The following is a 13,607-nucleotide window of genomic DNA, read 5'->3' as shown; positions in this document are numbered from 1 at the left end:
TTACTAAAGGCATAATTATGAATTTTTATATAGTTGACGTGTTTGCGGAGTCAAAATATGCTGGCAACCAGCTAGCTGTATTTTGCGGTGCTGAAGTTGCCGAACTATCTGAGGCCCAAATGCTGCTGATAGCGAGGGAAATCAATTATTCAGAAACTACGTTTATTCGATCGCCCGATCCGCGAGATGGCGGCTATGACGTGCGGATATTCACGCCCAAGAAGGAATTACCCTTTGCGGGTCATCCGACTTTGGGCACTGCGTTTGTGTTGCAGCAAGAGATTATTCGCGAAAAGGTCGATCGAGTAATTCTCAATCTAGCCGTCGGTCAAATTCCAGTTACTTTTAATTATCACAATGAATCGGCAGATATTTTGTGGATGCGACAAAACCCGCCTAGTTTTGGTCAAGTTTTATCAGCAGAAACTCTGGCAAATGTCCTAAATTTAGCACCAGATGAAATTGATTCCAACTTCCCAATTCAAGAAGTTTCTACGGGAGTGCCGTTTATAATTGTCCCATTAAAAACTCTCGCCTCGCTCAAAAAAGCTCAAGTCAACTTAGATAAATATTTTGAGCTAGTTGATACAATGGAAGCGAAAGAAATTTTGATATTTTGCCCAGAAACCTACAGCGATCTTAATGATTTAAACGTGCGAGTTTTTGCCCATTCATTAGGAATTCCAGAAGATCCGGCTACTGGCAGTGCTAACGGCTGTTTGGCTGGATATTTGGTAGAACATGATTATTATGAGGAAGCAAAGATTGATGTCAGAGTTGAGCAGGGTTATGAAATAGATCGACCTTCTTTGCTGTTGTTACAAGCCGCCACAAATGAAGGGGAAATAGAAGTTTTGGTTGGTGGTAAGGTGGTGATGGTTGCTAAGGGAGAATTTGTGTAGAATATTTAATGGCAAATTATTAGTCGCAGATGCAGACACCTAGATTTAGATGCTTATTTGGCGATCGAGATGTTACAATTTTGCTAATATGAGGTAGCTCATATTCATTGATTCCCGTGATTGTTAGGCTAAAAGAGTCATCCATACCAGAGACTTTCCAATGCTGCAAACATTTTCGCGGACTTTAAATGTATCCCCTGACGCTTCAGAAGCCCTGCTTTCACTGCCCTTAACCAGCTTGCTCGATTCACCGGAATTCAATCAATTATTAGGAAGTCTCGATACTGCTTTACTCAAAGAAACTTTGCCAACTGCTGGAACTGTTTTAGCTCAAAAGTTGCCGCCTTTTTACGACTGGTTGCAAACAGAACTAGGAATTAAAAACGTCCCTGAAAGTCCAGATCATACTACGAAATGGGTAGTCGGTTTTTTGAAGAATCAAGAAAGTTTAACTCGTTTAGTTGATCTGCACAAATCAATTCCTAGACAGGCATTAGAACGAGCGATCCCTCGTTTAGTTAGCGCCTTTGATGAGGTTCAACCCACCGCTGTAAAGCAAGAATGGGAAAAAGCGATCGCAGCACTTTGTTTGGTTCTAGCCGTCGCAGCGCGGGAAAACCAGCCCTCTGCGACTTGAAGCAATTCTGTCTTAGTTTAAACAAAGCGCTTTTTTCGGAAAATTTGCAATTGAGTACGATCGATCTGAACGACTACTGGCCGCCGTTTGTTCAGGACGATCGCATTGTGTCTGTTTAGCAAAAGCAACTGAGCCAATATTGCCACAATTGCGCGTCTTTTGAGAAACTTGCCTTCAAAACGCGCCATTCGGACGATCGCCTCTTCGATTTTATAACAACAGCTTTTCCCCTTCTGGGAAATCACAAAAATCGTTCCCGGTATGTAATCCCCTTCATTTGCCCAGAAAGCATACCTTTCGCCTAAAGTAAAATAGTGAAAAACATTCTTAGCCGTGGAAGTTTTAGCTAACTTTTCCGAAACGCCCAAAGAATTAAAAATTACAGTGGATCTAATATAATCCGGGTATTTTGCTGCTATTTGCTGAGCAACTTTGCCGCCCAAACTTTCTCCGATGACATCCGGCGGATTCCCGCTGTGAAATTGCTGCTTTATCCAATCAATAGCACCCGCAGTTTGCGCCGATTTTAACTGGCGTTCTAGTTTGGCCATAAATACATCGGGCGTATCTTCCAAAACGCGCTCGAAAGGATACCAAGAACCGTATCCGCGAATCACGAAAACAGGCGGATTATTGCCAGAAATGGGGATGCGACTTTCAGCATAAAAACCAGTGCGAGAGTCTTCAAACACTTTTTTTATGATATAATTTCCATCAATAACTTGCCCTTCTTCGTGCCGAATGTAAATTGAAGGATTATGGGGTTTAAAAGTATCGTGCAGTTGGGGTTTGGCAAATTTTTCATACAGGTAATCTAGCAAGTGCCTTCCCGTTTGGCGATCGACAAAATCGAATTCTGTTCCTTTCATTATCTGGTAGCCGCCGATTTTACCAACAATATTTAATGACTACAAACAATCTACATAAACTCGCCCCCGCACAACAGATAACCCACATCAAATTTTACTTATATCAAAGGCTAAAAATGTACATCGGGATTTATCGTTGGGCGAGGGCGGGTTTTAGATATTGTCAATTATTAGCAAATATTGTATGTGAAACCCGCCCCTAGCAAATCATTTTTACAAAACTCGCAACGTGCTAGCAACACTATCGACTCCTTCCATCGCGCGAATGTCATCGAGTGCTTGTTGAAAATTACCTTCCCTAACATCGTGAGTCACGACGACAATTTCTGCTAAATCGCCGTGAATTCCCGTCTGCACAACTGATTCCAAACTAACTTTGTGGTTGCCGAAACAAGTGCCGAGTTTGCCAATTACGCCCGGAGTATCGCGCGTCAGAAAACGGGCATAAAAGCGAGTAACAAGTTCCTGCATCGGAGCAATTTTGCAGTAGTGTTGGTGACTGCAACTCAGCAAAGGATGGGGAATTGGAACAGTTTCGGTTTTCAGGATGGCCGCCACATTCATGATGTCGGATACTACGGCGCTAGCTGTTGGGCCTGCACCCGCGCCGCGCCCGTACAGCATCAATTGCCCGATCGGCTCTCCTTCGACTAAAATTGCATTGTAAACCCCGTTAACACTGGCCAGCGGATGAGTTTTCGGCACAAAAGTAGGATGCACTCGAATTGACAGCAGTTCGCTTTCTGCCTCCGCTTGCTTGCCATTGTAGGGGGAGGTTTCTTGAGCAATAGCCAACAATTTAATCACAAATCCCAGCTTGTCGGCGTAGTCAATATCCGCCGCACTAACTTTTCTGATACCTTCGCAATGAACATCTGCTAATTTGATGCGTCCGCCAAAAGCTAGCGAGGCTAAAATAGCAATTTTATCGGCAGCATCTAATCCATCTACATCTGCTGTGGGGTCAGCTTCAGCATAACCTAATTGCTGAGCGTCGGCGAGCACTTCGGCAAAGTCTGCACCTTCTGTTTGCATCCGCGTCAGGATGTAATTAGTTGTGCCGTTGACGATGCCGGTGACAGTTTGAATGCGGTTTGCACCTAAAGATTGTTTGAGGCTTTGAATGACCGGAATGCCGCCGCCGACAGCAGCTTCTAGCATTACGTAAACGCCTTTATTGTTGGCGGCCTCGAAGATTTCATTACCGTAGCGGGCGATAACTGCTTTGTTGGCAGTGACGACGTGCTTGCCGCTGGCAATAGCTTGCAGAATGAGCGATCGCGCCGGTTCCAATCCGCCAATCAGTTCTACTACAATATCAATTTCCGGGTCAGTTGCGATCGCTTCTAGGTCAGTTGTCAGCACATTTTCTGGCAATTGTAAAGACCGAGTTCGAGAAATATCGCGCACTCCCACCCGATAGATTTCCAATTCCTGCAACAGCGGATGGCGGCCATCTGGGGAGAGCAAAATCTCTGCTGTTCCCGCACCAACTGTACCCAAACCTAGCAAACCAATTTTGAAAGCCACGACTTTGACCCGTTGAAACTCACTTCATCTAGAATCATTGTATGATAACCGCGGCTTCACTGAATACCCAGAGACCCGACTTCTTAAAAAAGTCCGGGATCTACATGACTAATTAATCCAGATTTTACATGGCAATTTAAAGTTCTGTATCCATCTCTATCCCCATTTCTCGCAGCCGCTGCGCCAATCTTTCGGCCCGCTGCCTTTCTGCATTAACTTGCTGTTCTAGTTGCTGATTTTGCTGTTCTAGTTGCTGTAGCTGTGCTTGTTCTTCTCGAATTAAATCTTCAACTAGGGGCGGACATAGCACTTGATTAACCGATAAAATAAATTCAGCGAACTGTACAGACTGAACTTGCTGTCCCGGCAAAAATTCCTGATGAGAATAACTGCCTTCATTTTCCGGGCGACTGCATACTCGTATTTTCGGTTGATTTGGGTCTACAATCCAATATTCAGGGATATCAATTAAGTCATATTCTGCCCGTTTGCGAATGTAGTCGTCCCGCCAATTTTGACTGGTAACTTCGATAACTAACAGCGGTTTTTCTTCAAAGTCCAAGACTGCGGAACCAGGTTGGGCACAGACTTGTTCCCAAAGACTCTGAGTGCAAATCACAACATCAGGAACGCGCGCAGAGTTTTCTTCGGTTCGGACTGCGGTAGTCACAATTGCAACTATGGGTAGGTTGTGTGCTGCAAAAAAGCGCCGGAACTGATAAACTAAAAATTCACAAATTTTGATATGTATTGCTGTAGGTGTTGGCATTTCGATCAGATTGCCCCGATATAATTCATAACAAACACCCGATTCTCCCTGATAGTTCAGATATTCTTCAAAGGTGAGTTTTTGGGTAGAAGTTATAACCATGTCAGTTATCTCCCTTTTTCGGTGAGCTTACTGTATATTTTACACTTTTTGTGGGTCGTTCAAGCTTTTCCAAACTAAAAACTTTTTAAAACAATTGTAGGGCGAGCAAAGCCCGCCCTACAAATCAGATTAAATCAGGTAACACATTAATAAGTTTCAACGTGCCAACGGTGCTCTTTCTTCAACTGTTTCTGATAGGCAGCCCACTCAACGCCATACTTGCCAGCCGCGGCCGACATTCCCTCATCAATTCCGCCTTCCATGCCCTTCAAACCGCAGATATAAGTGTGAGTATTCGGCTTTTGAACCAATTCCCACAATTGGTCTGCGTTCTCTTGAATCCGGTTTTGAATGTACATCTTGCCGCCGTCAACATTTTTTTGCTCGCGGCTGATGGCATAAGTCAAGCGGAAATTATCGGGGAACTCGCGCTGCAATTGCTCCAACTCTTCCTTATAGAGAATGTTGGGAGTGTAAGCAACTCCAAAGAACAACCAAGCTAAACCTCTGAATTTGTAACCGGGATTGTTTTCTTTAAACATCCGCCACAAATAAGCCCGGAAAGGAGCAATACCCGTACCGGTACCCATCATAATCACGGTGGCTTCCTCGTCGTCGGGCAACAACATTTCCTTGCCTACGGGGCCGGTGATTTTGACATCATCTCCAGGTTGTAAACCGGTGAGAAAAGTCGAACAAACACCAAAGACTTTTTCACCTGTTTCTGGGCTTTTGTACTCTAGGCGGCGGACGCATAGAGAAACTGTTTTGTCGTCTACATCGTCTCCGTGACGGGTGGAGGCGATCGAATACAGCCGAATTTTGTGAGGTTTGCCGTTTTTATCCGTCCCATCGGGAATAATCCCGATACTTTGACCTTCGAGATAGTGTAACTTGCCTCCAGAAATGTCAAATTTGACGTGACGGACTGTACCCTCGCCGCCTTCTCTGACCAATTCTTCTGTAGAAATGCACTTACCAATATAGGGATTGGCCGGCTTGTAGAGGTTAACAGGAACCTGAACTTTTTCCTTGGCTTGAGTCATGGGCTTAGTTTTTTCTCCAGATTTCTGACTCTGTAGCCCTGCTTCTGGTGCGACTTTGCCATTTGTTTCGGGAGCGCTGTTTGAGGGGCGAATGCTGACAATTTTGCCACCCATCCGAGCAATCCGGCGCATTTCCTGATTCATGCGCTCGTAGGGCACGGAGATAAATACGCTGCCACTACGGCGAATCGGGCTACTTGTTTGGTCAGTTGCTTGGCTCTGACGCATACCCTCCACTTCGTAAACAAAGATGCGGCTGCCTGATTCTGAGTTTGCCGCAACACCAGATATGCTTGGGCTGTACATTTGTTGCTTGTCCTTCACGATACAGAGTTATAAAGAAAGAGAATGTGACGTTAGACTCAATTTACTTTTTTCTTAAGGCCATCGGGACTAATTGGCCGCGCCAATTTTTGGGCCTCGCCACGCCGGCGGGAGTGTTGAAGTTGCGATCGCTCGCGTATCAAATCCCTACTAGCCGAACGCCGCGCTCACCGAGCCCTGTTGCGTTCGGCTGTTGACCTATAGCTATTGTTGTCTGCGTACTGCAAATATTTTACCCGATCGGGGGATCTGCCCCGATAAGTCCTTCTGATTTGGGGAGCGCCCCACCAGAGAAAGGAAAATTTGAGCAGTTTAATGAGGCTGAGCTTGTAGGGGGCGAACGCATTCTGGTAAGATTAACCACTAAAGTTAGTATTAATTACTTGCCTTGAAGATTGCTTGGGTCTGCCCGGGCAGGCAGTCAACTCACTGCTGTATGCTGGTGAGAACTCGATCCTCTCGGGGTAGCACAGCAGCACAAAGCCTGCTTGCCGCTACCTGCGGGCTGAAATTTTGTGGAATCTAGACTTGAGTTAGTTAGTAAACAGTGATTTTGTTAGAGGGAAACTATGACCAGTAAGCCGGATCGCGTGGTTTTAATTGGCGTTGCCGGAGATTCCGGATGCGGAAAATCTACTTTTTTACGCCGATTGACAGATTTGTTCGGGGAAGATTTCGTTACTGTAATCTGCCTTGATGACTATCATTGTCTCGATCGCAAGCAGCGCAAGGAAACAGGGATTACAGCCCTTGACCCCAGAGCGAACAATTTTGACCTGATGGCTGAGCAAATGAAGGCTCTCAAAGAAGGTCGGGCGATCGACAAGCCGATTTACAACCACGAAACCGGTCTGCTCGATCCTCCTGAGCGGGTAGAGCCGAATCACGTGATTGTGATTGAAGGGCTGCATCCCCTTTACGACGAGCGAGTTCGATCGCTCCTCGACTTCAGCGTCTACCTCGACATCAGCGACGAAGTAAAAATTGCTTGGAAAATCCAGCGCGACATGGCGGAACGGGGCCACCGTTACGAAGACGTGCTGTTTGCGATAAATGCTCGCAAACCTGATTTTACCGCCTACATCGACCCGCAAAAGCAATATGCTGATGTGGTAATTCAAGTGTTGCCGACCAACTTGATCAAAGATGACAAGGAGCGGAAAGTTCTGCGTGTGCAGATGATCCAGCGCGAAGGCATCGCCAATTTTGAGCCTGCGTATTTGTTTGACGAAGGTTCAACAATTAACTGGGTTCCTTGCGGCCGCAAGCTGACTTGTTCCTATCCCGGAATTAAGATGTACTACGGGCCTGATGCTTTCTACGGTCACGAAGTCTCGATTTTAGAAGTAGATGGTCAATTCGAGAATCTCGAAGAAGTTATTTACATCGAAAGCCATTTGAGCAAGACTTCTGCCAAGTATGAAGGCGAGTTAACTCACCTGTTACTTCAGCACCGCGAATATCCTGGTTCCAACAATGGAACTGGTTTGTTCCAAGTGTTAGTCGGATTGAAGATGCGGGCGACTTACGAGAAGTTGACTGCAAAAGAAGCGAAAGTGGCTGTTAGTGTTTAGAACGCAGACATGAAAGATTTGGGAGGCGCAATTGCGCCTCTTTTTTTGTGGAGAAATGAACCGCAGAGGGCGCAGAGGGCGCAGAGAAGAGTTAGGGGAGGGTGTTTGGAAGTAGAGAGGTTAAGAAGGTTTTTCCGGCTTCATTCAAGTCGCTATCTAGGGGGAAAGTTAGACTGCGAACTCGAATATCGTCATTTTTTATATCTAGTGGCTGTTGGAGGTTTTGCGGGTAGACGAGAATTGCATTTTGGCACTTTAAGGCATTAGCGTAAGCAACTATTTGATGAATGTCATTATTGGCTACTTTATCGGGAGCTTTGTATTTTGTATCGAGGACGTATTGGACTTTTTTTGTTTCACTATCGCCTAGGAGTAAGTCAATCCGATCGAAATAGTTTTGGTCATGTGTGACTCGGTGCTGTTGTTTGAGAAAAAAGCCTTTTGGTGTATTTGCTTTGAGCCATTCAGCGACAAATTGTTCATATAAAGTAGCCATGTCTATGAGAAAAGGGAGCATTTCGCGATCGCCTGTTTCGTGACTAGGCCCTGTGTTATCTAAAAAGAATCGACATAAGGCGTGTAAAAGTTGATAATCTTGATTCAAACGGTGATAATTTCTATCAATACAAGCTTCTGATTTAAAAAGTTTTAATGTAACAAATCCTTGGAGTGCGTGAAAGGCTTTTCGCACAGTGGATGAAACAGATTCACCGCACAAACCGCTGCGGCCAATGATGAAGAGTGTCCAAGCCAGAATTTGATTATCTTCGATGTCACCTGTTTGTTCGTTATAGTGGCATTTTAGTTTAACATCCCAAGGTTTTTGCAGGGCTGACCGCAAATCGACCCGGCCGCGAATGTAGGCGAGTCTTTCTGTTTTGGATAAGTAATCGCGATATAATCCTTTGCGACAGCGTTCTAGAATTTTTTGGGCAAGAATGTTAGCTAATCTCTCGTAACTTTCTTGTAAAGATTGGCACTGAATCGATCCTTGGGGAAATTTTATATTAAGGTTGTAGGCATAGTCAAGCATTCCGAAGAGGTTGTGTATGGGAACCTTTGGGCCGATGGCGATGTGAAATTCTGGAGTGATGGGAATGTTGCCAACTCTGCCTTTAGATTTTAAGTGCCATTGATATTTTGTTTTAAAGTTGGGAAATTCTATCTCGATTTCCTTTGCATAATTATGGTATATTTTTTGTCCTACTGATTCGGGAATTGAGTCTTGTTCAAAAGTTGCTAATTGATATTCTGTAAGTTCGATAATTCGGCGGGATTCGGGTTTCATAATTGTGGTGGATGCAGTAACGCCACTCCATCAGCGTTAATGACGGCGTTAGATTGTCAATAGCCCAATTTTGTCTTGATTTTATCCCAGAGAAATTCATCCATTTTTTCCTGATTATCAAAGAAGTATTCTTCGAGGTATGGCTCAATTTCCATTTCCCAAATATCTTGGATATCTTCAGCTAAGGTTTTTGTCAAAAAGAAGGATATCCCTAGTTGATAGTGTTTGTTGTTAATTGCGCGATTGACATCTTCTAGAATGCTAGTTAATTTATCAACTGGAAAACCTGTTTCCTCTCTGTGGTGATACTGTCGCAGCACTTCATAATTGGGATAAACGGGAATGAATGCGAACCGGCGGCGGAGTGCGTTATCGACTAAGGCTATAGAACGGTCTGCGGTGTTCATTGTGCCGATAATGCGGACATTTGTAGGGATTCTAAATTCTTGACCACTGGCTAATTTAACGGTGCGATAGCGGTCATCAAGCAAATACATTAACTCTCCAAATACCTGAGATAAATTTGCACGGTTAATTTCATCAATAATGATAACGCAAGTGCCTCGACGAGACTCAGCTTTTGTGCAACATTCGAGGAATCTACCGGGAACTATGGGATAGGTTAATTGGTCATTTTGACTCTGCGGCCGGATACCTTGAATGAAGTCTTCATAGGTATAGGCTGGATGAAATTGTATCAGTTCCCAGAAGCCATCGCCGCCACCGATTAAATGTTTGGCTAGTTTTTCCGCTATGAAGGTTTTTCCGGTTCCGGGCGGGCCTTGCAGGATAGCTTGTTTCTTGCGGTGGATGGCGCGTATGCAGCGCTTTAGTTCTGTTTCGTCAAAGCCAGTTTCTTCGGCACATTGGTTCAAAAGATATTCCGGTTGCAACTGTACTTCTTCTACAGCGTATTCAAACACAATTGCCTCATCTAATAATGGCACTTCGTTACTAGGAAAGTCATATTTTTTTATTTCTACCAGCCAGTGGCAGAACATATCAAATACATCGTCCTCTCGGATAGATGGAACGCCAGTCTGCTGCATTTCTTTAGTTAATTCTTTGATCAGCTTGTGTCCGGTTAAGTTAGCATAGGAGTAGTCTATTAGCTGTTTGCTGTACGAAGTATTGGCGAAATAGTTAATCACCTGTATTGACTTGTCATTAATCGCGAGAAAGTCATCGGGACGGAGAGCATTGAGGATAGGCGTTAGCATTCCTATCTCGCCGAACAAGGAGACCCGCATTTCTTCGGAAAACTCTCTAGAGACCAAATATAGCTGACTCGGATCATCGTTACAACAGCAGACTAAATAAAAAATTAATTCGGCCATTCTTACTGGCGCTATTAATGACAATTTTTTATAGGATTTTGAATTCCATAATAACCCTTTTATTATGCACGGATTAATATGAATCCAGGCTCCCCTTTGTCGATTAGTAGGAGAGTCTTCGTAAGGTAGAAGTTTTAACATTATAGATTCAGTCACATCTTCTCCTGACTCAGCAGCAGCAGCGATCGCTTCAAAATTTCGACGCCCCTGCTGACGCTGCTCCTGGTAAGCCGCTGTGTGACGCAACCCATCGGGAGTGTATGGATATGAATTGACAAATTCTTGAAATAATTTGACAAATTCAGTCTTTTTTTCCGCTTCCATGCTATTCTCAAATACTGTCGATTATTTAATAATTTTTAGCAACACTTCCTTCCTGTCTAACGTTCTCCTAATGAATTGACAATTTTAAACTGGCTAGCTGTCAGATACCGAAAACTCTGCGGCGGTTTAAGGTTAGGTAACTTGTTTCTTAAACGATGTAACTCTACTGGCTGACTAAACCTATGAATATCTTTTAAAAAAATGCCTACACCTATTTTTACACCTTTGTAATAATCATAAAATTCTTCATTGCTAATTCCTGCTATATTTTCAACTTCCTCCCAAAGATCGGCGATCGGTTTTTCAACAATATTATCCACATTGAAGGAACCAACTACAGCTTTTTCTGGAGATGAAACATAGATTACCACTAGATCTCCTTCATTCAAAAGTCGAGGTCTAACTCGGCGCAGTTCAACTGTTTTTGTATGGTTGAATATTTTAGTTGCGTACTCGGGACGAATAGATAATAATAAGATATTTGACATTTGTAATTGTCCTCATTCTAGGTCTCGGTTCCTTCTTTGTAGATTATTCCAAAATTAGTTTTTGAAATCCTAAATACGCTTTGAACCGTTGTCGGCTTACCCAGTATTCCCTGAATTCTATTTAATGTCAATGGGTTAGTAAAAAGCTGAGTGTGGCTGAATCTGAGCGCCATGATATCTGCGTTTGCTTCGTCTTTGGCTATTTTCATTAAATCTTTTAATTCGTACACTCCTAAGCTGCGAAATTGTCGATAGAGTTTGTCCGGCTTGTCTATGATAACTTCCTCTAGTCTAGAGCAAGCTTTAACCTCTTTTGTCCCCAGAGTAAATGATGAATTGGAGCTGACGTACCATAAAATTCTACCAATAACACCCGGTCTGAGACCACCATTAGCCCACTTGCTTCTATAATATACAAGTTCCCGTTTTAGCGCTAGCTCCATTTGAGAGCCAAAAATGTACTGCTTAGCTAACTCTTCATCGAATAAGTCTTTTGCCCATCTGGGTTGAATGGGAATCATGAAAGTAGGGAGGTCAGCATCAATAATCTTAGCAGGCCAAAGGCGACGTTCAAGCTCTGCCATCGTTCCTATATCTTGAATTAATTCGGGAGTGTTAAGGGTGTCTGCAATTTTCATGCAGAAATTATATTCTTCCCCTATTTTTGCTAGGGTTGCCAGTTTGATAGACAGATTTGCTGCTGTTTCTGCTACAGGCGGATTTGCCTTTAAATACCCATTTTCAACTCGAACAAAAGCATTTTCTTGAATAGCTTGTATAACAATTTCATCGAGATGCTGGTCAATAAGTCTCGTAAATTGCCTGTTTTCTTTTACTGAAACTGATATGGAGTGGAAAAGTAAGTACCGTGCAAGTGCCGCTGCTAGAATACCGCGTTTAACTCGGAGCATTGTAACTTCTAATTCGTGATTTTTATGTTGACAATAGGCAATTAAAGCAAGGGGTTGATTTTCACCATCTAAAACGACATGACACTTAAATTTATCTGGATTGGCAATTATCTGGCGCAGATTTTTCTGAAAATCGGCTATTTTTTCTGCTCTATCAACCGCATAAAAACAGTTTGTTAACAGTATTTTATCAAATTTGCTATCAATTAGTTGAATGGTGAGATTCTGTATGCCGACAAACCGTACCGGTTGATATTGAGTATCTCTGCGAACATCATCCAGTTTAACAATTAAATCTGTAGGAGTCATAATTGCTAAACTAAAGTTTTCATAGACGGCATCTGCTAAAGCTAATATTTTGGGATCGCGAGTTAAAAAAATTAAGTAATCAGCAGCAATAGCTTGTGCTAATTGACGAACTAATGCTTCGTTTATTTCATCAAGATTGATACTGGAAATTAGACGATTGAGAGACTTAAATTTTGTTTCAAAAGCCTGCCGCTCGCAGTGGATTTTAGTAAAAGTCTCCCCTAACAGGCGTTTACGCTTTCGGAGATGGACATCAGAGATCGCGTTTATTGCCTTAAAAATCTCATCGGTAATACACAATTCCAAATAATCTTGTAACCAGTCAGCAAGTAGAGAGTCTGATTCCGCGCTTTCAATATCTTCATTGCCGTGCAATTCTAAGAAAATACTTGTATCAATAACAGCACAAATTTTAGACTCAAGTTGTTGTGCAGCAGCTTGAGAAAATATAGTTGGATGACCGTGATCCAACCACCAAACAGTAAGCAGTTTACCCTCCTTACTTCTTCCAGGCCGATCGTTGAGAGGAATAAAACCCAGTGTTTCCCACATTCTGTCTATTCCATAATCGCGACGGCATTTGAGTTGAATTCCATAAAAGTTCTGAGTTTTTTGGCTGAGGGAATTGACTAGCTGTTTAGTAACACCGCTGCCGCGATATGCAGGATCGACGCAGAGATGAACGATAACAATAATGTTGCTGCGACGCACTGGTCGGTAAAGCAGATAGCCAATGCAATTTTTTTGAGAATTGAGTGCTATAAGTATCACCCGATCTCTTGCACTTTTGCGGAAAGCACCTTCTGTAAAAAAACCCAGAGTTTTTTTATTGGCATCACCTAGGGCTATAACAGTTTCTAAATGGGGGGATGTTTCGTCAATCTCTTCAATCGTCACCTGTCTTTCTTCTGTCACTTTTTTGTACCTCCTTAAGTTACCGCCATACCTCAGTTTGATCTAAATTTACTACTGAGTCAATGATTTGGGTGGCTATCTCGCCCTTACTTCCCTCTCAGTATCACATTACAAGCGGCTGGGAAAGTCGGGAGTCATAAAGTACGATCGCACCCCCCATCCTTACCCACATCAAATGCCCTGCCAAACCAGTAACACTGGCAAAACCGCTAACAACAGTTCCCGGAAAATTTAAACTTGTGTCGAAATTATCTAAACGTGCTATATTCAACTCCGTAAACC

General features: G+C 43.3%; 12 protein-coding genes. 3 read left to right on the top strand and 9 right to left on the bottom strand.

The window, feature by feature from the left end; all coding sequences use genetic code 11:
* Positions 1 to 17 precede the first annotated feature (17 nt).
* Together QUB37_RS06045 and QUB37_RS06040 are read left to right on the top strand one after the other, a co-directional pair.
* On the top strand, positions 18 to 902 hold the full coding sequence (locus QUB37_RS06045) for a PhzF family phenazine biosynthesis protein (RefSeq protein WP_333160083.1): 885 nt from the start codon (positions 18 to 20) through the stop codon (positions 900 to 902).
* Positions 903 to 1,062: 160 nt separating this feature from the next.
* Positions 1,063 to 1,539: a hypothetical protein gene (locus QUB37_RS06040; protein ID WP_333160081.1), complete on the top strand. Its 477-nt coding sequence runs from the start codon at positions 1,063 to 1,065 to the stop codon at positions 1,537 to 1,539.
* Between the two features lie 17 nt (positions 1,540 to 1,556).
* On the opposite strand, the gene QUB37_RS06035 is transcribed toward QUB37_RS06040, so the two are convergent.
* From QUB37_RS06035 to petH, 4 genes are all read right to left on the bottom strand, one after another.
* Entirely contained in the window at positions 1,557 to 2,408 is an 852-nt protein-coding gene (locus QUB37_RS06035) for a hypothetical protein (protein WP_333160079.1), read from the bottom strand.
* Between the two features lie 213 nt (positions 2,409 to 2,621).
* A complete protein-coding gene (locus QUB37_RS06030) occupies positions 2,622 to 3,938 on the bottom strand; it encodes a homoserine dehydrogenase (RefSeq protein ID WP_333160077.1) in 1,317 nt (438 codons plus the stop codon).
* 136 nt (positions 3,939 to 4,074) lie between these two features.
* A complete protein-coding gene (locus QUB37_RS06025) occupies positions 4,075 to 4,809 on the bottom strand; it encodes a Uma2 family endonuclease (RefSeq protein WP_333160075.1) in 735 nt (244 codons plus the stop codon).
* Positions 4,810 to 4,955: 146 nt separating this feature from the next.
* Positions 4,956 to 6,161, bottom strand: coding sequence for a ferredoxin--NADP reductase (gene petH, locus QUB37_RS06020; RefSeq protein WP_333160073.1), 1,206 nt, complete (start codon positions 6,159 to 6,161; stop codon positions 4,956 to 4,958).
* A gap of 587 nt (positions 6,162 to 6,748) precedes the next feature.
* Between petH and QUB37_RS06015 the strand changes: the two genes are divergently transcribed.
* Positions 6,749 to 7,753: a phosphoribulokinase gene (locus tag QUB37_RS06015; protein ID WP_333160071.1), complete on the top strand. Its 1,005-nt coding sequence runs from the start codon at positions 6,749 to 6,751 to the stop codon at positions 7,751 to 7,753.
* A gap of 91 nt (positions 7,754 to 7,844) precedes the next feature.
* On the opposite strand, the gene QUB37_RS06010 is transcribed toward QUB37_RS06015, so the two are convergent.
* From QUB37_RS06010 to QUB37_RS05990, 5 genes are all read right to left on the bottom strand, one after another.
* Positions 7,845 to 9,041 carry a 5-methylcytosine restriction system specificity protein McrC gene (locus QUB37_RS06010; RefSeq protein ID WP_333160069.1) on the bottom strand — a complete coding sequence of 399 codons (1,197 nt, stop codon included), beginning with the start codon at positions 9,039 to 9,041 and terminating at the stop codon, positions 7,845 to 7,847.
* A 56-nt stretch (positions 9,042 to 9,097) separates the two neighbouring features.
* Positions 9,098 to 10,702: an AAA family ATPase gene (locus QUB37_RS06005; RefSeq protein ID WP_333160067.1), complete on the bottom strand. Its 1,605-nt coding sequence runs from the start codon at positions 10,700 to 10,702 to the stop codon at positions 9,098 to 9,100.
* A 56-nt stretch (positions 10,703 to 10,758) separates the two neighbouring features.
* Positions 10,759 to 11,190: an ASCH domain-containing protein gene (locus QUB37_RS06000; protein WP_333160065.1), complete on the bottom strand. Its 432-nt coding sequence runs from the start codon at positions 11,188 to 11,190 to the stop codon at positions 10,759 to 10,761.
* Positions 11,191 to 11,207: 17 nt separating this feature from the next.
* Positions 11,208 to 13,325 carry a GNAT family N-acetyltransferase gene (locus tag QUB37_RS05995; RefSeq protein WP_333160063.1) on the bottom strand — a complete coding sequence of 706 codons (2,118 nt, stop codon included), beginning with the start codon at positions 13,323 to 13,325 and terminating at the stop codon, positions 11,208 to 11,210.
* 103 nt (positions 13,326 to 13,428) lie between these two features.
* Positions 13,429 to 13,596, bottom strand: a complete 168-nt coding sequence (locus QUB37_RS05990) for a hypothetical protein (RefSeq protein WP_333160061.1) — start codon at positions 13,594 to 13,596, stop codon at positions 13,429 to 13,431.
* Between the last annotated feature and the right edge of the window lie 11 nt (positions 13,597 to 13,607).

Origin of the sequence: Microcoleus sp. AT3-A2 (genome assembly GCF_036705685.1) — a bacterium.
Lineage (GTDB): Bacteria > Cyanobacteriota > Cyanobacteriia > Cyanobacteriales > Microcoleaceae > Microcoleus.
The sequence above is the reverse complement of the archived record's forward strand: the minus strand, read 5'-3'. Positions and strand labels throughout refer to the sequence as shown.

Coding starts and splice junctions, on each gene's coding strand:
- QUB37_RS06025 (WP_333160075.1), bottom strand. CDS start 4,809: ATGGTTATAACTTCTACCCAAAAACTCACCTTTGAAGAATATCTGAAC.
- QUB37_RS06015 (WP_333160071.1), top strand. CDS start 6,749: ATGACCAGTAAGCCGGATCGCGTGGTTTTAATTGGCGTTGCCGGAGAT.
- QUB37_RS06005 (WP_333160067.1), bottom strand. CDS start 10,702: ATGGAAGCGGAAAAAAAGACTGAATTTGTCAAATTATTTCAAGAATTT.
- QUB37_RS06045 (WP_333160083.1), top strand. CDS start 18: ATGAATTTTTATATAGTTGACGTGTTTGCGGAGTCAAAATATGCTGGC.
- QUB37_RS06040 (WP_333160081.1), top strand. CDS start 1,063: ATGCTGCAAACATTTTCGCGGACTTTAAATGTATCCCCTGACGCTTCA.
- petH (WP_333160073.1), bottom strand. CDS start 6,161: ATGTACAGCCCAAGCATATCTGGTGTTGCGGCAAACTCAGAATCAGGC.
- QUB37_RS06035 (WP_333160079.1), bottom strand. CDS start 2,408: ATGAAAGGAACAGAATTCGATTTTGTCGATCGCCAAACGGGAAGGCAC.
- QUB37_RS06010 (WP_333160069.1), bottom strand. CDS start 9,041: ATGAAACCCGAATCCCGCCGAATTATCGAACTTACAGAATATCAATTA.
- QUB37_RS06000 (WP_333160065.1), bottom strand. CDS start 11,190: ATGTCAAATATCTTATTATTATCTATTCGTCCCGAGTACGCAACTAAA.